This window comes from Synechococcus sp. KORDI-100 (assembly GCF_000737535.1).
GTDB lineage: Bacteria > Cyanobacteriota > Cyanobacteriia > PCC-6307 > Cyanobiaceae > Parasynechococcus.
Genome location: NZ_CP006269.1, coordinates 1714360 through 1733541, shown reverse-complemented (window position 1 = coordinate 1733541; position 19182 = coordinate 1714360). Strand labels below are relative to the sequence as shown.

Annotated in this window: 23 protein-coding genes; 15 read left to right on the top strand and 8 right to left on the bottom strand. The window is 58.7% G+C overall.

From position 1 onward, the window contains the following. The first annotated feature begins 52 nt into the window (after window positions 1-52). Together KR100_RS15905 and KR100_RS15900 are read left to right on the top strand one after the other, a co-directional pair. Entirely contained in the window at window positions 53-352 is a 300-nt protein-coding gene (locus tag KR100_RS15905) for a hypothetical protein (RefSeq protein WP_156097999.1), read from the top strand. Window positions 353-368: 16 nt separating this feature from the next. Then, entirely contained in the window at window positions 369-695 is a 327-nt protein-coding gene (locus tag KR100_RS15900) for a hypothetical protein (protein WP_156097998.1), read from the top strand. A gap of 1192 nt (window positions 696-1887) precedes the next feature. Here KR100_RS15900 and KR100_RS15895 read toward each other — a convergent pair. Both KR100_RS15895 and rpe read right to left on the bottom strand, forming a co-directional pair. After that, a complete protein-coding gene (locus KR100_RS15895) occupies window positions 1888-2133 on the bottom strand; it encodes a hypothetical protein (protein WP_156097997.1) in 246 nt (81 codons plus the stop codon). 79 nt (window positions 2134-2212) lie between these two features. Next, entirely contained in the window at window positions 2213-2896 is a 684-nt protein-coding gene (gene rpe, locus KR100_RS08705) for a ribulose-phosphate 3-epimerase (RefSeq protein WP_038544899.1), read from the bottom strand. Window positions 2897-3067: 171 nt separating this feature from the next. Between rpe and glpX the strand changes: the two genes are divergently transcribed. The 8 genes from glpX to hypB all read left to right on the top strand — a co-directional run bounded on the left by glpX (window position 3068) and on the right by hypB (window position 11493). Beyond that, window positions 3068-4072 carry a class II fructose-bisphosphatase gene (gene glpX / locus KR100_RS08700; protein WP_038544896.1) on the top strand — a complete coding sequence of 335 codons (1005 nt, stop codon included), beginning with the start codon at window positions 3068-3070 and terminating at the stop codon, window positions 4070-4072. Window positions 4073-4103: 31 nt separating this feature from the next. Next, window positions 4104-5411, top strand: coding sequence for a glutamyl-tRNA reductase (locus KR100_RS08695; RefSeq protein ID WP_038544894.1), 1308 nt, complete (start codon window positions 4104-4106; stop codon window positions 5409-5411). Between the two features lie 125 nt (window positions 5412-5536). After that, on the top strand, window positions 5537-6832 hold the full coding sequence (locus KR100_RS08690; RefSeq protein WP_038544890.1) for a glucose-1-phosphate adenylyltransferase: 1296 nt from the start codon (window positions 5537-5539) through the stop codon (window positions 6830-6832). A gap of 159 nt (window positions 6833-6991) precedes the next feature. Then, window positions 6992-8410, top strand: coding sequence for an NADP-dependent phosphogluconate dehydrogenase (gene gndA / locus KR100_RS08685; protein ID WP_038544887.1), 1419 nt, complete (start codon window positions 6992-6994; stop codon window positions 8408-8410). Window positions 8411-8421: 11 nt separating this feature from the next. Next, window positions 8422-9135 carry a 6-phosphogluconolactonase gene (pgl, locus tag KR100_RS08680; RefSeq protein WP_038544884.1) on the top strand — a complete coding sequence of 238 codons (714 nt, stop codon included), beginning with the start codon at window positions 8422-8424 and terminating at the stop codon, window positions 9133-9135. A gap of 79 nt (window positions 9136-9214) precedes the next feature. Beyond that, window positions 9215-10405, top strand: a complete 1191-nt coding sequence (gene speB, locus KR100_RS08675; protein ID WP_038544881.1) for an agmatinase — start codon at window positions 9215-9217, stop codon at window positions 10403-10405. Between the two features lie 5 nt (window positions 10406-10410). Then, entirely contained in the window at window positions 10411-10767 is a 357-nt protein-coding gene (locus KR100_RS08670) for a hydrogenase maturation nickel metallochaperone HypA (protein WP_038544878.1), read from the top strand. Between the two features lie 15 nt (window positions 10768-10782). Then, window positions 10783-11493, top strand: a complete 711-nt coding sequence (hypB, locus tag KR100_RS08665) for a hydrogenase nickel incorporation protein HypB (RefSeq protein ID WP_051847411.1) — start codon at window positions 10783-10785, stop codon at window positions 11491-11493. Window positions 11494-11506: 13 nt separating this feature from the next. Here hypB and KR100_RS16795 read toward each other — a convergent pair whose 3' ends face one another. Next, window positions 11507-11710 (bottom strand): hypothetical protein, encoded by a 204-nt coding sequence (locus KR100_RS16795; RefSeq protein WP_239420297.1) that lies wholly within the window; start codon window positions 11708-11710, stop codon window positions 11507-11509. Window positions 11711-11749: 39 nt separating this feature from the next. On the opposite strand from KR100_RS16795, the gene KR100_RS16790 reads away from it, so the two are divergent. The 3 genes from KR100_RS16790 to KR100_RS08650 all read left to right on the top strand — a co-directional run bounded on the left by KR100_RS16790 (window position 11750) and on the right by KR100_RS08650 (window position 12909). Continuing rightward, the gene (locus tag KR100_RS16790) at window positions 11750-11893 is read left to right on the top strand and encodes a hypothetical protein (RefSeq protein ID WP_239420296.1); all 144 of its coding nucleotides are present in this window, start codon (window positions 11750-11752) and stop codon (window positions 11891-11893) included. Window positions 11894-11963: 70 nt separating this feature from the next. Beyond that, on the top strand, window positions 11964-12524 hold the full coding sequence (locus tag KR100_RS08655; RefSeq protein WP_038544873.1) for a CIA30 family protein: 561 nt from the start codon (window positions 11964-11966) through the stop codon (window positions 12522-12524). A gap of 4 nt (window positions 12525-12528) precedes the next feature. Next, window positions 12529-12909, top strand: coding sequence for a hypothetical protein (locus KR100_RS08650; RefSeq protein ID WP_038544869.1), 381 nt, complete (start codon window positions 12529-12531; stop codon window positions 12907-12909). Here the strand turns inward: KR100_RS08650 and ilvD are convergent. The 3 genes from ilvD to KR100_RS08635 are packed head-to-tail and all read right to left on the bottom strand — an operon-like array spanning window position 12897 to window position 15558. Beyond that, window positions 12897-14570 carry a dihydroxy-acid dehydratase gene (gene ilvD, locus KR100_RS08645; protein WP_038544866.1) on the bottom strand — a complete coding sequence of 558 codons (1674 nt, stop codon included), beginning with the start codon at window positions 14568-14570 and terminating at the stop codon, window positions 12897-12899. The two genes, KR100_RS08650 and ilvD, sit on opposite strands and share 13 nt — an antisense overlap. 43 nt (window positions 14571-14613) lie before the next feature. After that, a complete protein-coding gene (locus KR100_RS08640) occupies window positions 14614-14907 on the bottom strand; it encodes a hypothetical protein (RefSeq protein ID WP_038544863.1) in 294 nt (97 codons plus the stop codon). A 33-nt stretch (window positions 14908-14940) separates the two neighbouring features. Continuing rightward, window positions 14941-15558, bottom strand: a complete 618-nt coding sequence (locus KR100_RS08635) for a uracil phosphoribosyltransferase (RefSeq protein WP_038544860.1) — start codon at window positions 15556-15558, stop codon at window positions 14941-14943. A gap of 107 nt (window positions 15559-15665) precedes the next feature. Between KR100_RS08635 and KR100_RS08630 the strand changes: the two genes are divergently transcribed. Next, window positions 15666-16139 (top strand): pentapeptide repeat-containing protein, encoded by a 474-nt coding sequence (locus KR100_RS08630; RefSeq protein WP_051847644.1) that lies wholly within the window; start codon window positions 15666-15668, stop codon window positions 16137-16139. An 8-nt stretch (window positions 16140-16147) separates the two neighbouring features. Beyond that, a complete protein-coding gene (locus KR100_RS08625; RefSeq protein ID WP_038544858.1) occupies window positions 16148-17326 on the top strand; it encodes a GTP-binding protein in 1179 nt (392 codons plus the stop codon). Here KR100_RS08625 and KR100_RS08620 read toward each other — a convergent pair. Beyond that, window positions 17263-18114 carry an EamA family transporter gene (locus tag KR100_RS08620; protein ID WP_038544855.1) on the bottom strand — a complete coding sequence of 284 codons (852 nt, stop codon included), beginning with the start codon at window positions 18112-18114 and terminating at the stop codon, window positions 17263-17265. The two genes, KR100_RS08625 and KR100_RS08620, sit on opposite strands and share 64 nt — an antisense overlap. Next, window positions 18111-19106, bottom strand: a complete 996-nt coding sequence (locus tag KR100_RS08615) for an SDR family NAD(P)-dependent oxidoreductase (protein ID WP_038544852.1) — start codon at window positions 19104-19106, stop codon at window positions 18111-18113. The genes KR100_RS08620 and KR100_RS08615 overlap by 4 nt, the downstream gene beginning before the upstream one ends. Window positions 19107-19182: the final 76 nt, after the last annotated feature.

Genomic DNA, 19182 nt, shown 5'->3' with positions numbered 1-19182 from the left:
GCTGTTCCCGGTTGATTGAGATGCGACACTTTGCTCCTGCAGATTGTCTCTTATGAAACTCCTTCCACTCATCGGTGCACTGCTTCTTTTAACAGCACCAGTTCAGGCAAATGAGGAGTTCGATGAGGTCTGCATAACGTCAGATGTAGCACTTAAATTATGCGTAGGAATGCTTTGTAAATTAAACGAAAAAGGCTTAATAACACCAGAGGAATTTGACGCTGAATATCATGAAATAAAGCTTCGAATTAAGTATGCCGAGCCCGGTTGGAAAGTTTATTTACTGGGCTTATGGAATAACGGGATAGAATTAGCATTAGGATACTATCCGAATTGCCCAATAATACCTTGAAATTATTCTACCCATCATGAAACGCCTTCCACTCATTGGTGCACTGCTTCTTTTGGCAGGTCCAGTTCAGGCTTTTGAGACAATTGAGGAGTTTGATAAAGCTTGTTCGGCTTCAGAAGAAACCATCATTCTATGCCAGGCAGCAATTCAATATTCTGCTTTTACATACATACCTGGAATACTTTGCAGATTAGAGGACGATGGTCTGCTTACAGCAGAGCAATTGACTGAGTGGTGGAAACAGAATGGTTTCAATTATCAACAATTGAATGCTTTCTTGAAAGACGGAATAAATCTAGGATTAGTACCTTATCCAAGCTGCTCCATTAAACCTGTTCCCTAGTCCCTTGTTGTATCCAATACCAATAAGACGTTGAACGATGCTCTCGTCTAATGCTACGGCAATAATCCAAAGATTCATCTAGTTGACTCACTATCTTCTCAGTGGGTAAACCCACGAAATCAGCATCACGATACTCTTTCTCTTCCAGCAATCAGTCTTCATCCCCAGGGCTGTCTTCCTGTAATGCGCCTGTGTCGTTGAGCAGCCCATCAGAGAAGCGATGTCTTTCACGCTCCGTTTACCATCGAACAAGTCATTACCAATAGTCTTTTTATCGAAAATATCACGTCGACTTAGACGAGGACTCATAGGGACTCCAGCCCTTCTAACGATTCCGTATATCGCCATATCGCTATTTCGCTTTTATACCCATATTTGCGACGGAAGTTCTCAAACCTGATACTAGCCATGTTATCAAGGACGACCTTGTCCCGGCATGCCTCGTTCTCGATGAAGTCCTCGCCACGCATGTCACGGTGAAAGATTTGCTCCAATACAGCAGTCCTCGCTACGACTGATGCAATCAACTTGAATTGTGAAGTTACGAAGGTCATAATCACAATCGAAGAAAACGATTTCCCAATATGCCACGACTACTCGGACAGGGCTTTTTGGATATCAATCCATATAAACGATGGCACCTTTGAGTTGGTTCATTCGAGCACGAGCAGGAATGCGATTTTTGACAGCATCATTGGTGGGCAAGTTGAGTACGATGCCAAGGATTACGATGACACTTGTATCTGCCATTTTTTGCAAAGGTGACAATAGAAGAAAAGTCAACTAAAATATTGTCGTTCAAAAATAAGTATTTGGTCTCTCTCTGCCGAGGTTGAGTTCTAGTGGGAAATATCATCCAAGGCTGTTCATTACGGTTTCGATGCAACACATACAGGAGTATGTCTTGATAGGGAGTCAATGCGAGGGTTCTCACTCCTTCTAATGGAGTGAGGCATTTCATCTCCAGCGACTGCGTACCGCATCGTTCCATCAGGTCGGCTTTACTCGCTAGGGTCTTCGAGTTGATACGCGACTCAATGACTCCAGAGCCATACGAACTGTTCGACATCAATAAAGGGGCAGACAAGCTTTTCCTGATCGGGACCTCGTGGGTCGTGCTCTTCTTGTTCTTGCTGTGAGGCTGCCCTGATTTGCCTCGCCGTGCGACGAATGAGTGAGTCCTCTGAAGTTGTCAGTCGACCTGGGTTTCCGTGTTCGGCGAAAAACGCTGCAGCTGGCTTTCAGGCGGTGCTGTTGCAACGATACGTGTCGTCTGGATTGTTGTCTGTTCCGTCACCGGTCCATTGCAGGTCCCATGAACGATCGATGGATCTGTTGATGACAATCTGACATCCATTGGGATATTGCCTGTCTTGATCGGTTGAGTCTTTAATCTTTGAAATCCCATCAACAATGCCCCCACCTCGTAGCAGGGCATTGTTGTGATTGTCTTTCCGATTCAACAGGAAAGCTCTTGTTGGACCAAAACAGCCTTTGTCGGACCAGGACGTCCTTTGTCAGACCAGAACAGCCTGTTTGCTGCTGCTGGCGCGGATTCCCTTGATGGCTTCGGCGTAGTCGGGCTGATTGAACACCCCGGAGCCGGAGACGATGGCGTTTGCTCCCGCCTCAATCACCTTCCAGGCGTTCCCGGCCTTGATGCCGCCGTCCACTTCGATCCAGGGATCGAGACCGCGCTCATCGCACATTCGGCGCAGGTCGCGAATTTTCTGAACCTGATTCTCAATGAAGCTCTGGCCGCCGAAACCGGGGTTCACGCTCATGATCAGAACCAGATCGCACAGCTCCAGGCAGTACTCAAGGGTGTCGAGGGGAGTGCCAGGGTTCAACACCGCTCCCGCCTTCTTGCCGAGATCCTTGATCTGAGCCAGGTTGCGATGCAGGTGTGGGCACGCTTCGACCTGGACCGAAATGATGTCGGCGCCGGCCTTGGCGAAATCCGGAACGTATTTCTCCGGTTCCACGATCATCAGGTGAACGTCCAGCGGTTTCTGGGTCACCGGACGCAGGGCCTCAACGATCAGGGGCCCGATGGTGATGTTCGGGACGAAGCGACCGTCCATCACATCAACGTGGATCCAGTCAGCGCCTGCCTCATCCACGGCTTTCACCTCGGCGCCCAGACGTGAAAAGTCTGCTGAAAGGATGGATGGCGAGATCACCAGGGGCTTGGTGCTCATGGCAGGGACTGCAAAACTGCGGGGCGATTTTAGAGACCTTTGAGGCCACTGATACAGTGAGCCGCGCTTCGTCGCCGAGATCCCTTGCGGCAAGGGGAAACTGACCTTCCTGAAGGCTGTCCTTACCCGCATTCTCGATCCGCACCCCCATCACCCCATCACCGGAGTCCCGTGGACCAGACCCTGATTCAGGAAATTCTCGAGGTCGTCGAGCAGGCCGCCATCGCCTCCGCAAAGCTTTCCGGCAAGGGCCTCAAGAACGAGGCTGACGCTGCTGCCGTCGAAGCCATGCGCAAGCGCATGGGCCAGATCCAGATGCAGGGCCGCATCGTGATCGGCGAAGGCGAGCGGGATGAAGCCCCGATGCTTTACATCGGCGAAGAGGTTGGCAGCGGGACCGGTCCAGGTGTTGATTTCGCTGTCGACCCCTGCGAGGGAACCAACCTCTGCGCCTTCAGTCAGCGCGGCTCCATGGCGGTGCTCGCGGCCTCTGATCGTGGCGGTCTGTTCAATGCCCCCGACTTCTACATGAAGAAGCTGGCTGCTCCGCCGGCCGCCAAGGGCAAGGTGGACATCGGCAAGTCCGCCACCGAGAACATCAAGATCCTCAGTGATTGTCTGGGACTGGCAGCCGATGAACTCACGATCGTCGTGATGGATCGTGCGCGTCACAAGGATCTGATGGCCGAGATTCGCGCCACCGGTGCTCGCATCCAGCCGATTTCCGATGGTGATGTTCAGGCTGCCATCGCCTGTGGTTTTGCAGGGACAGGGACCCACTGCCTGATGGGCATCGGCGCCGCTCCTGAAGGTGTCATCTCCGCAGCGGCCATGCGCGCTCTCGGAGGACATTTCCAGGGCCAACTCGTGTATGACCCCGCAGTGGCTCAGACCAAGGAATGGGCTGACCTCACGAAGGAAGGCAATCTGGCTCGCCTGGCGGAGATGGGCATCGCCGATCCCGACAAGGTCTACGAAGCCGAGGAACTGGCCTGCGGTGAGCATGTGGTCTTCGCCGGCAGTGGCATCACCGATGGACTGCTCTTCCATGGCGTTAAGTTCGAATGTGACTGCACACGCACCAGCAGCCTGGTGATCAGCAACCTGGACAACACCTGTCGCTTCACCAACACCGTTCACATCAAGGACGGCGCTCAAAGCATCGCTCTGAGCTGAACGTTGATCACCGGTTGAGAGGAACGTCTCCATGCACATTGCCGTCGTCGGCCTCAGTCATCGAACGGCACCGGTGGAGATCCGGGAACGGCTCAGCATTCCTGAGCAGACCATGGAGACGTCTCTTCAGTCCCTGAAAGGCAATGAGCAGGTGATCGAGGCCTCGATCCTGAGCACCTGCAACCGTCTCGAGATCTACACCCTGGTTCGCAATCCCGAGCTTGGGGTGTCGGCGGTGAGCGAATTCCTCAGCGGACATTCAGGTCTTGCGACGGGAGATCTTTCACCACACTTATTCAGCTACCACCATGAAGATGCCGTCGATCACCTGATGCGCGTCGCGTCCGGTCTCGATAGCCTTGTCCTGGGAGAGGGGCAGATCCTGTCTCAGGTGAAGAAAATGATGCGGTTGGGGCAGGAGCACAAGTCCCTCGGCCCCATCCTGAACCGCCTGCTCACCCAGGCCGTTAGCACTGGCAAGCGAGTACGCAGTGAAACCAACCTTGGAACGGGCGCGGTGTCGATCAGCTCGGCGGCCGTCGAGCTGGCTCAGCTCAAGCTCGGACAATCGCGCGGACTCGATCAGCTCGTCCCCCTGGAATCCGAGCAAATCGCCGTGGTTGGCGCTGGCCGGATGAGTCGGCTGCTGCTGCAGCACCTGCAGGCCAAAGGTGCTGCCGGGGTCGTTCTTCTCAACAGGACTGTCGAGCGCGCCGAGCAGCTCTCAAAGGATTTTCCGGATCTTCCGGTGCGGTGCCGTCCGATCACGGACCTTGATCAGTACCTCAGCACCTGCTCACTGGTGTTCACCAGCACGGCAGCTGAGGATCCGATCATCGATGCGGCTCGTCTGCAACCGCTCAACCGTCGCAGCCGCCTGCGCTTGATTGATATCGGTGTTCCCCGCAACATTGCCGCGGATGCCGCCGACGTCGCCGGCGTGGAATCCCATGACGTGGATGATCTCCAGGAGGTGGTGGCCCGCAATCAGGAGGCCAGGCAGGCGATCGCCCGCGAGGCGGAGCAGCTGCTTCAGAAGGAGGCTCAGCAGTTCCTGGAGTGGTGGGACAGCCTGGAGGCCGTTCCCACCATCAACCGCCTGCGGGGATCGATGGAAACGATTCGAAGCGAGGAGCTGCAGAAAGCCCTGAGTCGGATGGGGCCGGATTTCTCCGCCCGCGAGCGCAAGGTTGTGGAGGCTCTGAGCAAAGGCATCATCAACAAGATCCTGCATACTCCGGTTACCCAGTTGCGCGCTCCCCAGAGCCGTCAGGAGCGTCAGCAATCCCTGCGCACGGTGGAGCGACTGTTTGATCTGGAGCCTCAGGTTGAGAGCTGAAGAAAGGCTCCTCTGGCCTCAGTCCCGAACTGATTCCCAGCAATCTCGTCGGATCTTGGCGGATTCCGCTGGTGAGAGGGAAAAGTCCGGTAAGTTCTTGCGGCAACGGCGACACCGATAGCGGCATGAAGCGGGTCCTGGCCATCATTCTCGGCGGCGGAGCCGGCACGAGGCTCTACCCGCTTACCAAGATGCGAGCCAAGCCAGCCGTTCCTGTGGCAGGCAAATACCGTTTGATTGATATTCCGATCAGCAATTGCATCAACTCAAACATCAACAAGATGTATGTGATGACGCAATTCAACAGTGCGTCCCTGAATCGTCACCTCAGTCAGACCTTCAACCTCAGCGCATCGTTCGGACAAGGCTTTGTTGAGGTCCTTGCCGCTCAGCAGACGCCAGACAGCCCCTCATGGTTTGAAGGCACGGCAGATGCTGTTCGTAAATATCAATGGCTGTTTCAGGAATGGGATGTTGATGAATATCTGATCCTCTCCGGCGATCAGCTGTATCGGATGGATTACAGCCAGTTCATTGAGCATCACCGAAGCACGGGTGCTGACTTGACGGTTGCAGCCCTGCCGGTTGACCCCAAGCAGGCCGAGGCCTTCGGACTGATGCGCACTGATGGAAACGGCAAGATTCTCGAGTTCCGTGAGAAGCCCAAGGGTGATTCCCTGCTTGAAATGGCCGTCGATACGTTACGGTTCGGGCTGAGTGTTGACTCCGCCAAAGAACGGCCCTACCTGGCCTCCATGGGAATTTATGTGTTCAGCAGGGAAACACTGTTTGACCTGCTCGACACCAAGCCTTCCCACAAGGATTTTGGAAAGGAGGTGATTCCTGAATCCCTCGCTCGTGGTGACAAACTTCAGAGTTATGTGTTTGATGATTACTGGGAAGATATCGGCACGATTGGTGCTTTCTATGAGGCCAATCTGGCGTTGACCATGCAACCCAAACCGCCGTTCAGTTTCTACGACGAGAAATTCCCCATTTACACACGTCCTCGCTACCTGCCACCCAGCAAGCTGGTGGATGCTCAGATCACCAACTCCATCATTGGTGAGGGTTCCATCCTGAAGTCATGCAGTATTCATCACTGTGTTCTTGGTGTTCGCAGTCGTGTTGAAAGCGATGTGGTGTTGCAGGACACCCTCGTGATGGGTGCTGACTTCTTCGAGTCGAGTGATGAACGTGCCTTGCTGCGTGAGCGCGGCGGCATCGCTGTCGGCGTCGGTCAGGGCACGACGGTGAAGGGAGCCATTCTTGATAAGAACACCCGAATCGGTAACAACGTCACGATCGTCAACAAGGATCATGTTGAAGAGGCCGACAGGGCAGATCAAGGTTTTTATATCCGTAATGGCATCGTTGTTGTCGTTAAGAATGCAACGATTCCTGATGGAATGGTGATCTGACCGAAAGATATCCAATCGGATATCAATGCAAGGGATGAGACGTCCCTGATCAAACAAACGACGTCTCGATGCATCATTCCTGACACATGTCGTTTGATTTGCGGCCGGATCCGGATGGCGTGCTCACACTGACGTCAGTTGTCAGTGGTCCCTCCGACCATGTCCAAGTCTCACTTCGGTCTGATCGGTCTCGGTGTCATGGGCGAGAACCTCGTCCTCAACGCCGAACGTAATGGTTTTTCAAGCGTTGTCTACAACCGTACCTATGCCAAAACCGAAGAGTTCCTGAATGGTCGTGGCCAGGGCAAAAACATTCAGGGTGCCTCAGATCTGCAGGATTTCGTCGGCAAGCTTGAGCGTCCACGCCGCATCCTGATGATGGTCAAGGCTGGTCCTGCCGTGGATGCAGTGGTTGATCAGATCTCTCCTTATCTCGAGGAAGGTGATCTGTTGATTGATGGCGGCAACTCCGACTATCACGACACTGAGCGCCGCGTGAAGCAGCTCGAAAGCAAGAGCTTCGGCTTCATCGGAATGGGTGTATCCGGTGGGGCCAAAGGAGCCCTCGAGGGCCCGAGCATGATGCCGGGGGGAACCAAATCCTCCTACGACGCAATTGAAAGCCTGGTGAACAAAATGGCCGCCCAGGTTGAGGATGGCCCCTGCGTCACGTACATCGGTCCGGGTGGATCCGGTCATCTTGTGAAGACCGTCCACAACGGCATCGAGTACGGCATCGAGCAGATCCTCGCTGAGGGTTACGACCTGATGAAGCGGGTCAAGGGAATGAATGGCGATCAGATGGCCGACGTTCTGGCCCAGTGGAATGCCACGGAGGAACTGTCCTCCTATCTGGTGGAGATCACCGAGGTTTGTCTTCGCACCAAGGATCCAGAGGACGGCCAGGATCTTGTTGAGAAAATCATGGATCAGGCTGGGCAGAAAGGAACAGGTCTCTGGACCGTGGTGACTGCCCTCCAGATGGGCGCATCGGTTCCCACCATTTATGCCTCCCTGAATGGACGGGTGATGAGCTCCATGAAGGAGCAGCGTGTCAAGGCCGAGGACGTCCTGAAGGGACCGGCCATCAAGGATTTCGACCTTGGGACTCCCGCCGATGCCATGTCCCCGTTGATGGACGCCACGGTGCTCAGCTGCATTGCTAGCTATGCCCAGGGCATGGAGCTGTTGCGGATCGCCTCGAACGATCTGGACTACGACCTCCACATGCCCTCCATCGCTCAGATCTGGAAGGGGGGCTGCATCATCCGTGCCCGACTCCTCAAGCGGATTCAGGATGCCTACAACGCCAATCCCCAGCTGCCCAATCTGATGCTGGATCCATGGTTCGCCGAGCAGGTAAACCGTCGTCTTCCCGGTCTGGCGAAGGTGGTGGCCGGCGCTGCTGAGTCCGGCATTCCGGTCCCCTGCTTCAGCAGCACGCTGGATTACATCAACAGCTACCGCACCGGACGTCTCCCTCAGAACCTTGTGCAGGCGATGCGTGATTGCTTCGGCTCCCACACCTACAAGCGCATCGACAAGGAAGGCACCTTCCACACCGAATGGCTGGCCTGAGCTGATCAGACATGGCCGTTTATCGCATCGAGCGGGCGAGCGATCCTCAGGACCTCGCTCGCCGGGCGTCCGAGCTGATCGCTGCCCAGATCAGCCTGGCCCTCGATCAGCGTGATCGCTGTCAAATCGCTCTTTCCGGCGGAACGACTCCCGCCCGGGCCTACAGCCTGCTCGGACAGGAACGGCTCCCCTGGGATCGCGTGGATGTGTTCCTCGGAGATGAGCGCTGGGTTGCTGCCGATGATGAATCCAGCAATGCCCGCATGCTTCGCAACACCCTTCTGGCGGAAGGACCAGGCTCGAAGGCCACGTTCCATGCCGTTCCGACTGTGGAGCTGGCCAATGCGGATGCCAGTGCCGAGGCCTTCGGAGCTCTGGTCTCTCGCCAGTGTTCCGGAGATCCACCCGTCTTTGATGTCATGCTTCTCGGCCTGGGTGATGACGGACACACCGCGTCATTGTTCCCCGGCACCGAGGCCCCAACGGTCACCACCAGCTGGTCCACCGTTGGCCGTGGCAAGGGTCTGGATCGCATCACATTGACCGCCCCTGTGCTCAGTGCGTCGCGCCAGGTGATCTTTCTGGTGAGTGGGGCGGGCAAACAGGAGGCGCTGAAGCGCCTGATCGACCCTGATGAATCACCAGAGCGCACTCCCGCCAAGTTGGTGCAACCGGAATCGGAGGTTGTGATCCTGGCGGATCAGGACGCCGCTGCAGCTCTTTGAAAGCTGCGCACCACCCCTGCGACGGTGTAGGGGTGGAGTCAGGAAGCCCATCGCTTCCGCTGCTTCTGCACTTGATTCCATGACTGCGTCCTCAGACGACACGGCTGGTTTTCAGCGTCAACATCCCAGCGAGGGGATGCAGGCACTTGAAAAGGAACGTCAGCTGCCGCTGACCGGTTGGCAAACGGAGGTGGACCGGGCCCGCGAATTCGGGCTTGATGCTGCGGCAAGCATCGTGGACCGGCGGATTTCCACCTTCTCGCGCGGTGAACTGCCTCACTATGCCGGCATCAACACCTTCATGAAGGCTCCCTACCTGGAGGATGTGAATCAGGTCGGCAACTATGACGTTGCCGTGCTGGGCGTTCCCCACGACAGCGGCACCACCTATCGACCTGGCACGCGGTTCGGTCCTCAGGGCATCCGCCGCATCTCGGCGCTGTACACCCCGTACAACTACGAGATGGGCGTCGATCTCCGCGAGCAGATTCGCCTGTGCGATGTCGGAGACATCTTCACGATTCCCGCCAACAACGAGAAGAGTTTCGATCAGATCTCCAAAGGGGTGGCCCACGTGTTTGCCAGCGGCGCCTTCCCGATCATCCTGGGCGGCGACCATTCGATCGGCTTCCCAACGGTGCGAGGGGTCTGCAGGCATCTCGGCGATCGCAAGGTCGGCATCATCCATTTCGACCGGCATGTCGATACCCAGGAGACCGATCTGGATGAACGGATGCATACCTGCCCCTGGTTCCATGCCACGAACATGGCCAATGCCCCTGCGGCGAATCTCGTGCAGTTGGGCATCGGCGGCTGGCAGGTTCCCCGGGAGGGCGTGAAGGTCTGCCGCGAGCGCGGCACCAATGTGCTCACGGTCACGGACATCACCGAAATGGGGCTGGAGGCGGCGGCCCAGTTCGCGATTGAACGGGCCACCGATGGCACCGACTGCGTCTACATCTCCTTCGACATCGACTGCATTGATGCCGGCTTCGTTCCTGGCACCGGCTGGCCGGAGCCAGGTGGTCTGTTGCCCAGGGAAGCGCTCAAGCTGCTCGAACTGATCGTCCGCCAGGTGCCTGTCTGTGGCCTTGAACTCGTGGAGGTCTCTCCTCCCTACGACATCAGCGACATGACCTCGCTGATGGCGACCCGGGTGATCTGCGACACCATGGCCCACCTCGTGGTGAGCGGTCAACTCCCCCGACGCGAAACGCCGAGCTGGCTTGATCCCAACTGCAACATGCAGGTCGATCAGGCCTGGCGCTGACGGTCATGCATGAAGTCGACATGACCCGTTGCCTGCTCCTCTCGCTTGCGGAATGGCGGGATTCCCAGCCATCCGCTCCAATGGAGGTCAGGACCGTGCATCTGGATGTTGGTGAATTCACCTGCGTCGAACCCGACGCGCTGGTCACCACCTATGCGGCCGCCGTGGGTGGAACCTGGCTCGAGCGATCCAGCCTCCAGATCAACAGCATTCCCCTGGTTGGTCGTTGTCCCCGCTGTGAATCGACCTACACCCCAACGGTGACGGAGCAATACCGCTCTCCATGCTGTTCTGCACCGCTTGAGGACATCCTCAGCGGCCGTGAACTCAGGATCCGCCGGATCGAATCGGCACCCACCTGACGCTATCCAAGAGCCATGCACATGCCCATCGGCGACAACCTGGAGATCAATCTTCTGGCCGCCAACCAGCACCAGGCTGATCACAACCGAGAGGCCTTCGATGCCTGGCGGTTGCTGTCGTTGAACGTGATGAGCAGTCCGGGGGCAGGCAAGACGGCCCTGCTCGAGAGGTCCCTGCCGCAGCTGTGCCGCACATTCCGGATGGCGGTGCTTGAGGGGGACATGACCACCCAGCTGGATGCTCAGCGGTTGGAGGCTGTGGGCGTTCCCGTGGTTCCGATCACCACAGGGAGGGCCTGCCATCTCGATGCCTCCATGGTGCAGGGCGGTCTGCGCCTGCTGCAGCAGAGGCTCGACCCATCCACGTTGGATCTGCTCTGGATCGAGAACGTCGGCAACCTGGTCTGCCCAGCGGAGTTCGCTGTGGGGGAGCATCTCGGGGTCGCCCTGCTGAGCGTCACCGAAGGAGATGACAAGCCTCTGAAATACCCGGTGATGTTCCGTCGAGCCGATGTGGTGATCATCACCAAGACAGACCTGCTGCCCCATCTGCCTGTGGATGTGCAGACCATCCGCGACAACATCCGCAGCATCAATCCGAATGCTGTGATTTTTGAACTGTCAGCAACCTCGGGAGAGGGCTTCAGTGCCTGGCATCACTGGCTTGGGGAGTCCCTGGACCAGCATCGGGTCGCGGCGGAGTCTCAAATAAGATCCCTTTGCTGAATTGGGGTTGCGGTCAATGGCAGGAGTTGCGTGGGCCATCTCCCCTGGTCCGATCGACCCCAGCGACCAGCCGGATCCGTTCGTTGAGTTCCTTGAAAACTGGATCCCCTGAATCGGTGAGTGCACGGAGCTGCACGACCATCTCCATGATCATTTTCAGCTCGACTTCAGCGTCAACAGTGAGGCAAGGCTTCTGGGCTTTCAGCTCGGCCACCATCTCGGAACAAACTTCCTGCACGTCGTCATCTTTTCGGTGTTGACCACCACGATCTACCCCAGCCACTACCGGAATTCCTGGCGGGATGTCGGGGATTTCTACCGTTCGTACCTCCTGGGTCGCGACTGGCAATTGGTGTCGTACTGGTTCATCCCACCGGCGATTCTCCGACAGCTGAGCTGAGGCACTGAAGGGGATGCTCTCGATCTCCTGGTAAAGCCTGCTAGGGATGGCATGTTTCATGCTGTTCAGAATGCAGTCGCCCGCCGCAGACCAGGTGCTTGTACAGGGTCAGCAGTTCGCTGACTGGGCCAGTCTCAACGACACGATCATGGGCGGCAGCTCCCGTGCCGGATGCCGCGTGGTGGAGGACGGTCTCCTCTTGGAAGGCGAGCTGGTCGAGCGCGGCGGTGGCTTCGTCAGCTGCCGTTCACCACGTCTGCAGCCGCCACTGGATCTGACGCCCTTCTCGGCGCTGCAGATCGATGTGGATGGTGAGGGCCGCACCCTCAAGATCGCCCTTGGCTGCCGGGATGGAGCGTTGGGGCTGACTGAACTGATTCCCGGTGGTTTGCGTTGGGTGATCGACGTCCCCACCAACTCCAGCGGGACAACCCGTGTGGTGGTGCCGTTTGCGGATCTGCGCCCCACCGTGCGCGCCAAACCCGTGGGCCTGCCGTTGCGCTTTGATCGCGGCGGTGTCACCCGCATCCAGGTGCTGCATTCCAAGTTCGGCGATGCCGGCGACCTCAACCCTGGCTTTCGACCCGGTTCGATTCGGTTGTTGATCCGTTCGATCAGCGCGCTGCCTTGATTCCATGGATTTGCTGGTGCTGATCGCCAAGGCCGCCGATGTCTGCCTAAAGCCCTGGAGTCACGCCGTTGTGCCGATCGATCCTTCCGCTGCAGTTGAGCTGGACGACCTGAATGTGCGAATCGAATGCCGCGATGCTGATGGACAACGTCATCCCGACCGTGATCTCGAACTGGAGATCTATCGCAGTGGCGATGAGGTCAACCTGATGCTCAGCTGGTTGGATCAGCCCGATCTCCCGATGCTGTGGCATGGCCGCCATCCGGTGTGGATGGATGCTGAATCAGGCCAGCGTTGCAGTGCTCCTCAGGATGCTGCACCACTGGAAGCGCTGGGCCGGAGGCTGCGTTCGCTGGTGCAACCGGCGGCTGATCAATTGGCGTGATCCGTCGTTGCGCCTCGGCTGGATGTTGAAACCAGCCGGGCGTACTTGCCCAGGATTCCGGTGCGGTAGCGGGGGGTCGGCTTGCTCCAGCTGGCCCGCCTCTGTTCCAGTTCGGCGTCATCAACGTTCAGCTGGAGCAGCAGCTGATCGGCATCAACGGTGATGCTGTCGCCCTCCTGCACCAGACCGATCGTGCCGCCAACAGCGGCTTCCGGGGCCACATGCCCCACCACCAGGCCGTAGGTGCCGCCGCTGAAGCGACCATCGGTGATCAGCGCCACCTTGTCGCCCAGCCCCTGACCAACAATCGCGGAGGTGGGAGCCAGCATCTCGCGCATGCCGGGGCCACCGACCGGTCCCTCGTTGCGGACGACCACCACATCCCCGGCCTTGATCTGCTTGTCGAGGATCGCGGCAAGGCAGTCCTCTTCGCTTTCGAACACCCGAGCCGGGCCGGTTAGCACAGGCGTCTTGACGCCACTGATCTTGGCCACGCTGCCCTCGCTGGCCAGGTTTCCCTTGAGGATGGCCAGATGGCCCTTAGCATAGAGCGGGTTGCTGAGCGGACGAATCACGTCCTGCCCCGCCGGTGGCTGAGAGGGCACAGCCGCAATCACGTCCCTGAGCGTTTTCCCTTCAACCGTGCGGCAATCCCCGTGCAGCAGGCCCGCATCCAGCAGCAGCTTCATCACCTGGGGAATGCCGCCGGCATTGTGTAGATCCACCGTCACGTAACGGCCGCTGGGCTTGAGATCGCAGATCACCGGCACGCGCTGGCGAATGCGTTCGAAATCATCAATGTTGAGATCCACCCCTGCGGTGCGGGCGATCGCCAGCAGATGCAGCACAGCATTGGTGGAGCCGCCCACCGCCATGATCACGCTGATGGCGTTCTCAAAAGCTGCTTTCGTCAGCAGGTCGAGGGGACGGATGTTGGCGTTCACCGCCTCCACAAGCACTTCGGCAGAGCGGGCAGCGCTCTCGGCTTTCTCCTCATCCTCCGCCGCCATCGTGGAGCTGTAGGGAAGGCTCAATCCCATCGTCTCGATGGCGGCACTCATCGTGTTGGCGGTGAACATGCCGCCACAGCTGCCAGCGCCGGGGCAGGCGTTTTTCTCAACCGCTGTCAGCTGCGCTTCATCAATTTTTCCGCTGGTGAGCTGGCCGACGGCCTCGAAGGCGCTCACCACCGTGAGATCACAGCCTCCGAGTTTGCCGGGTTTGATCGTGCCGCCGTACACGAAGACGGAGGGAATGTTCATCCGTGCAATGGCGAGCATGGCGCCTGGCATGTTCTTGTCACATCCGCCGACTGCCAGCACACCATCCATGCTCTGGCCGTTGCAGGCGGTTTCGATGGCGTCAGCGATCACCTCACGACTGACGAGGGAGTACTTCATCCCTTCGGTGCCCATCGAAATGCCATCGCTGACGGTGATGGTTCCGAACATCTGCGGCATGCCACCGGCCTGACGTGCCGACTCCTCGGCGCGGCGTGCCAGATCATCGAGCCCGACATTGCACGGGGTGATGGTGCTGAAACCGTTGGCGATGCCGATGATCGGCTTGCCGAAATCCTCGTCTCCGAAGCCGACGGCCCGCAGCATGGCCCTGTTGGGAGACCGCTGGATGCCCTGAGTGACAGCGTCGGAGCGAAGCATGGTGTAACTGGCCTCGGACGGATCAGGACAACCTACCGATCGCTCAGTCGCCCTTCCCCAGGCCCTCGAGCTGTCGGCGAACATCGGCAATGGCTGCGTTCAGGCGTTCAACGCGCTCCTCCAAGGCCTGGTTGCGTTTGTGGCCGTTGCTGACGGGATCAAGCACCTCTGATCCGTCCTGCATCCGCGGGGCGTAGAGCATCGCCTGCTGATGTCCGAGGCGTCGACGTCGATCGGCCTCATTCAGCAACCACCAGGCAAGACTCCCCGCTCCGATGACGGCTCCTGTGATCAGGGTGACCAGGGTGGCTGGAGCGGCTTCGTGATGCTGACCCATGGCTGTCGTCGGCTCGACTGACCTAGGACAATGTTAGGCACGGGCCGCTGCTCTAAGATTCAGCCGTTGCACCGGGTCACCAATACCTGGACTGATCAGCCCGTTCTCGCGGAGATCGGGATCAATGCAGGCGGTGTGGATGGTGAGTTCCGGAACGGCTTCACCCAGAAGCTTCAAGCCGGCATTGGCTGAGAGGGCTGTGATCACCCGAATCCGAGGGCCTGTCACGCCTTGCTCCTGCAACTGGACCAGGACGTCCAGAAGCGTCCTGCCATCGGTGATCTGGTCGACGAACAAAATCAAACCCGCATTCGCTTCGATGCCGTCGGGAACACCGTTGAGACAGAGGGCCGCATTGGGCAGCACGTTGCGGGCGCCATGCCAGAGCTCCAGTCCTGCGGGCAGCAGTGGCATGGCCAGAAGCGGGACGTTCGCTTCGCAGACGGTTCCTTCCGTTGTCCCGGTTTCGGTTGGCACGGTGTCCCGTCGATGCGGCAGCCAGTCGCGCAGCGCTTCATAGGTGAGCCAGCGACCCAGCTCCTGCATGGCTGTTCCGTAGACCGGTGCCGGGGTCTCGCGATGTCTGAGCATCGTGAGCCAGTGCCCGATCAAGGGATGGGGTGGCACGACCACCCGCAGGGTCATCGCCATGGGCCTCGCTTCACTGGCTCCTGCCATAACGTGAGCGCACAAATTACCGGCTGGAGTGATTGGACCTGATGCCTGCCCTTTCACGCTTGGGATCGTTGGCACTGGCCATGGTTTGTGCCTTTCTGATCCAGTGCCTTGCGCCAACGACGGCTGCAGCGATCACGGCGCCTGAGCTGCGGGGGCAACGGGCTGTTCAGGAGATCACTCCTGACATGCACGGACTCGATCTGAAGGAGAAGGAGTTTCTCAAGGCCGATCTCAGGGATGTTGATCTCAGTGGCAGCGACCTGCGGGGCGCTGTGATCAACACGTCTCAGCTCCAGGGAGCTGACCTGCGCGATGCCGATCTTTCCGATGTGGTGGGGTTTGCCAGCCGTTTCGATGGCGCTGACCTGAGGGGGGCGTTGTTCACCAACGCCATGCTGATGCAGAGCCGCTTTGCGGACTCCCGCATCGAAGGAGCCGACTTCACAGACGCCGTGCTGGATCTGCCCCAGCAGCGATCTCTGTGTTCCCGCGCGAACGGCGTCAATCCTCGGACTGGGATTGCAACCCGTGAGAGCCTGAACTGCCGCCCCTGACGCAAAGGATGCCAAAACGCTTGCCGGTGACTGTGATCACCGGATTTCTGGGGGCAGGCAAAACGACCGTGTTGCGACATCTGCTCGTCAACAGCGGTCAGAGACTGGCCGTCATGGTCAATGAATTCGGAAGTGTCGGCCTCGATGGCGATCTGATTCGCAGCTGCGGCTTCTGTCCTGAAGAGGAGCTGGATGGTCGTCTTGTTGAGCTCAACAACGGTTGTCTCTGCTGCACGGTTCAGGACGATTTCCTGCCGACCATCGAGCGTCTGCTGGAACGCGCTGACCAGTTGGACGGCATTGTTGTGGAAACAAGCGGTCTGGCACTGCCGGACCCGTTGCTGCAGGCCCTCAACTGGCCAGCGATTCGCAGCCGGGTTCACGTCAATGGCGTGGTGACTCTCACCGATGGTGCGGCCCTGGCCGCGGGCAGTCCCGTCGGTGATCCGGAAGCCCTCGAGCAGCAGCGCCGTGACGATCCCAGCCTGGATCACCTCACAGCGATCGAGGATTTGTTCAAGGATCAACTGGATGCTGCCGATCTTGTGTTGATCAGCCGTGCCGATCGCCTCTCAGAGGCTGGAATGCAACGCGTTCTTGATGGTCTTCGTTCTCAGGTTCGTCAGGGAACTCCCCTGCTTCCGATTCAGGGCGGCCGCATCGATCCCGCAGTCGTGCTGGGTCTCGACCACCATCCCGATCCCAGCCATGGCAACGGGCACAGCCATGACCATGAGCAGAGCCATGACCATGAGCACAGCCATGACCATGAGCACAGCCATGGCCAAGGGCACAGCCATGGCCATGGGCACAGCCATGGCCATGATCATTCCCACGTTGAGATCGTGGGTGGCTCAGTCCGTCTGGAGGGGAGCTGGGATCGATCTATTCTGGAATCTACTCTTCCGGAACTCGCTCAAAAGCTTCAGATCGTCCGGCTGAAAGGCCGGGTCTGGCTGCCGGGCAAGGCGTTGCCGCTGCAGATTCAGATGGTGGGTCCCCGGCTGGACAGCTGGTTTGAAGCCGCACCGGAACAGGTCTGGTCTCCTGCTGTCGGTTGTGGTGTTGATCTGGTGGTGTTGTCCTTCCAGGCCAACGCTGCTGAAGCGGTCCGTCTTCAGCTTCAAAGAGTGGTGAAGGCCACGCCGGCCACGGCCAGCAGCGCAGCCCCGATCCCACGGGGCTGAAGCGAATCGCCTTCGAAACGTGCGGCCACGAGGGCCATCACAGGGGCCGTGCTCATCAGAGTGACACCAGGGCCAACCGGCAGCTGTTGGAACACCACCTGCTGCAGGCCGATGCCGAGATTGGTTCCCAGGACGGTTGCGATCACGAGCCGTGCGTTGATGGCGGCCGGTTGGCTTGGCAGTTTGCTCCACGCCCCAGCAGAGAAGGGCAGCAGCACCAAAGCACCACCGAGCAGTCGGATGGCCGCACTCTGCAGGGCTGACAGATCACCTCCCACCAGCACCTGGCGTGCCAGAAAGGCGCCGCTCAGTCCACAGATCACCGCCATCAAGGAGCAAAGCAGTCCGGCGCCATTGAACGAATTTTGGCTCTCTGAACCGTCTGGCCAGGCGATCAGCAACACCGCTGTGGTGACCAATGCCGCCCCTATCCAGGCTTGTGATGTCAGGGACTCTCTCGCCAGGGTGACCGTGCCGAGACTGGCGAGAACCGGGCCGATGGCTTCCACGGTCAGGGTTCGCCTGGTGCCGAGCCGTCGCAGGGCCGCCAGGTAAAAACTGTCGCCGAGCGCAATGCCGATGATGCCGCTGGCCAGCAGCAGGAGGCTGTCGATCGGAAACCTGCTCCAGGGCAGGAGGAGCAGGATCGGCAGAAACAGGACCGTCGCGAGACTGTTTTTGAGGCAGTTCAGCTGCACTGCTGGCCCGACCCGGGTCAAGGAGCGCCAGAGGGCACTGGCTGATGTCCAGGCCAAAGCGGCTCCCAGCGCTGCGACCACCCCTGTCATGGCCGGCAGGTCTGCATGATCAGCCGTTCACTCAACTGCCAGAGCTGCTCCGCTTTGGCAGCGTCGTTTCCTTCTGGGCTCGTGTCCATTGGCTCGAATTGATGCCGTCCTGGGCCGACCAGGTGATTGCTGAAGTAGGCGAAGCCCGGCTGAGCGAATCGTCCCTGCGTTGCCAGGGCCGACAGCAGCTCTCCAGCTGTGGCTGACGATTCCGTGAGGCGAAGCAGGTCCCGCGCCACGACGCTGAACAGTGCCAGGCCCAATGGGTTTGCCTGGCGGCTTGTGCGGAAAAATCCCTCAGCTGTCCTCGGGATCACCAACCCTGGACTCCAGGAGATCACCGGCATCACCCGACCCTGCCCTTGCAACTGTCGGGCCAGTTCACGACCCATCAACACATTGCAGAGTTTGCTGTCCTTGTAGGCCTTGTCGGCATCAAACCGACCGCTGCCATCGACCATTGCAAATCCGGCTCCCTGTTTCAGTCCCTCCATGTCGCCGAGGCCTGCCGGTTTGCCGACGCGTCCCCCGCCGGTTCCGGGGTTGTGCACATCGGAGGCGGTGATCACGATCCTTGATGGGGTGTTGTTCCGCAGTAAGGGCAGCAGGCGCATCGCCATCCATTGATGGGAGAGATGGTTAACGGCGAAGGTCAACTCAATGCCCTGGTTGCTGAACGCCGGTTGTTTGGTTCCAGCCCGTTGCAATCCAGCATTGAGAACGAGTGCATCGATCGGGTCCCCCTTGGAGAGCCAGGTCTGGCAACCCTGTTCAACGCTGTCCAGATCCGCCAGATCAACCACAGGGAGATCAAGTTGTTCGGGATCTGCTCCGGCCTGCAACAACTTCCTGCGGGTCTGCTCGCAGCGTTTGTTTGATCGGCATGGGAGCGTGAGCCGATGGCCCTCACGCGCGAGCGCTTTCGCAGCCTCATAACCAATCCCCGAGCTGGCGCCGGTGATCAGTAGGTGCAATGGATCGAGTCTCTTCATCGAAGCAGCGAATGGTGCAGCTGTTTGTGATCGGTGTTGAGATCAGCTTCGGTTTGGGAGCGCATTCCTTTTTGGA

What these genes read in the sequence shown, in the direction of transcription:
- KR100_RS15905 (WP_156097999.1), top strand. Translation starts at nt 53, where the DNA reads ATGAAACTCCTTCCACTCATCGGTGCACTGCTTCTTTTAACAGCACCA.
- KR100_RS15900 (WP_156097998.1), top strand. Translation starts at nt 369, where the DNA reads ATGAAACGCCTTCCACTCATTGGTGCACTGCTTCTTTTGGCAGGTCCA.
- KR100_RS15895 (WP_156097997.1), bottom strand. Translation starts at nt 2,133, where the DNA reads ATGCCCTGCTACGAGGTGGGGGCATTGTTGATGGGATTTCAAAGATTA.
- rpe (WP_038544899.1), bottom strand. Translation starts at nt 2,896, where the DNA reads ATGAGCACCAAGCCCCTGGTGATCTCGCCATCCATCCTTTCAGCAGAC.
- KR100_RS08695 (WP_038544894.1), top strand. Translation starts at nt 4,104, where the DNA reads ATGCACATTGCCGTCGTCGGCCTCAGTCATCGAACGGCACCGGTGGAG.
- KR100_RS08690 (WP_038544890.1), top strand. Translation starts at nt 5,537, where the DNA reads ATGAAGCGGGTCCTGGCCATCATTCTCGGCGGCGGAGCCGGCACGAGG.
- gndA (WP_038544887.1), top strand. Translation starts at nt 6,992, where the DNA reads ATGTCCAAGTCTCACTTCGGTCTGATCGGTCTCGGTGTCATGGGCGAG.
- pgl (WP_038544884.1), top strand. Translation starts at nt 8,422, where the DNA reads ATGGCCGTTTATCGCATCGAGCGGGCGAGCGATCCTCAGGACCTCGCT.
- speB (WP_038544881.1), top strand. Translation starts at nt 9,215, where the DNA reads ATGACTGCGTCCTCAGACGACACGGCTGGTTTTCAGCGTCAACATCCC.
- KR100_RS08670 (WP_038544878.1), top strand. Translation starts at nt 10,411, where the DNA reads ATGCATGAAGTCGACATGACCCGTTGCCTGCTCCTCTCGCTTGCGGAA.
- hypB (WP_051847411.1), top strand. Translation starts at nt 10,783, where the DNA reads ATGCACATGCCCATCGGCGACAACCTGGAGATCAATCTTCTGGCCGCC.
- KR100_RS16795 (WP_239420297.1), bottom strand. Translation starts at nt 11,710, where the DNA reads ATGGTGGCCGAGCTGAAAGCCCAGAAGCCTTGCCTCACTGTTGACGCT.
- KR100_RS08655 (WP_038544873.1), top strand. Translation starts at nt 11,964, where the DNA reads ATGCAGTCGCCCGCCGCAGACCAGGTGCTTGTACAGGGTCAGCAGTTC.
- KR100_RS08650 (WP_038544869.1), top strand. Translation starts at nt 12,529, where the DNA reads ATGGATTTGCTGGTGCTGATCGCCAAGGCCGCCGATGTCTGCCTAAAG.
- ilvD (WP_038544866.1), bottom strand. Translation starts at nt 14,570, where the DNA reads ATGCTTCGCTCCGACGCTGTCACTCAGGGCATCCAGCGGTCTCCCAAC.
- KR100_RS08640 (WP_038544863.1), bottom strand. Translation starts at nt 14,907, where the DNA reads ATGGGTCAGCATCACGAAGCCGCTCCAGCCACCCTGGTCACCCTGATC.
- KR100_RS08635 (WP_038544860.1), bottom strand. Translation starts at nt 15,558, where the DNA reads ATGGCGATGACCCTGCGGGTGGTCGTGCCACCCCATCCCTTGATCGGG.
- KR100_RS08630 (WP_051847644.1), top strand. Translation starts at nt 15,666, where the DNA reads ATGGTTTGTGCCTTTCTGATCCAGTGCCTTGCGCCAACGACGGCTGCA.
- KR100_RS08625 (WP_038544858.1), top strand. Translation starts at nt 16,148, where the DNA reads ATGCCAAAACGCTTGCCGGTGACTGTGATCACCGGATTTCTGGGGGCA.
- KR100_RS08620 (WP_038544855.1), bottom strand. Translation starts at nt 18,114, where the DNA reads ATGACAGGGGTGGTCGCAGCGCTGGGAGCCGCTTTGGCCTGGACATCA.
- KR100_RS08615 (WP_038544852.1), bottom strand. Translation starts at nt 19,106, where the DNA reads ATGAAGAGACTCGATCCATTGCACCTACTGATCACCGGCGCCAGCTCG.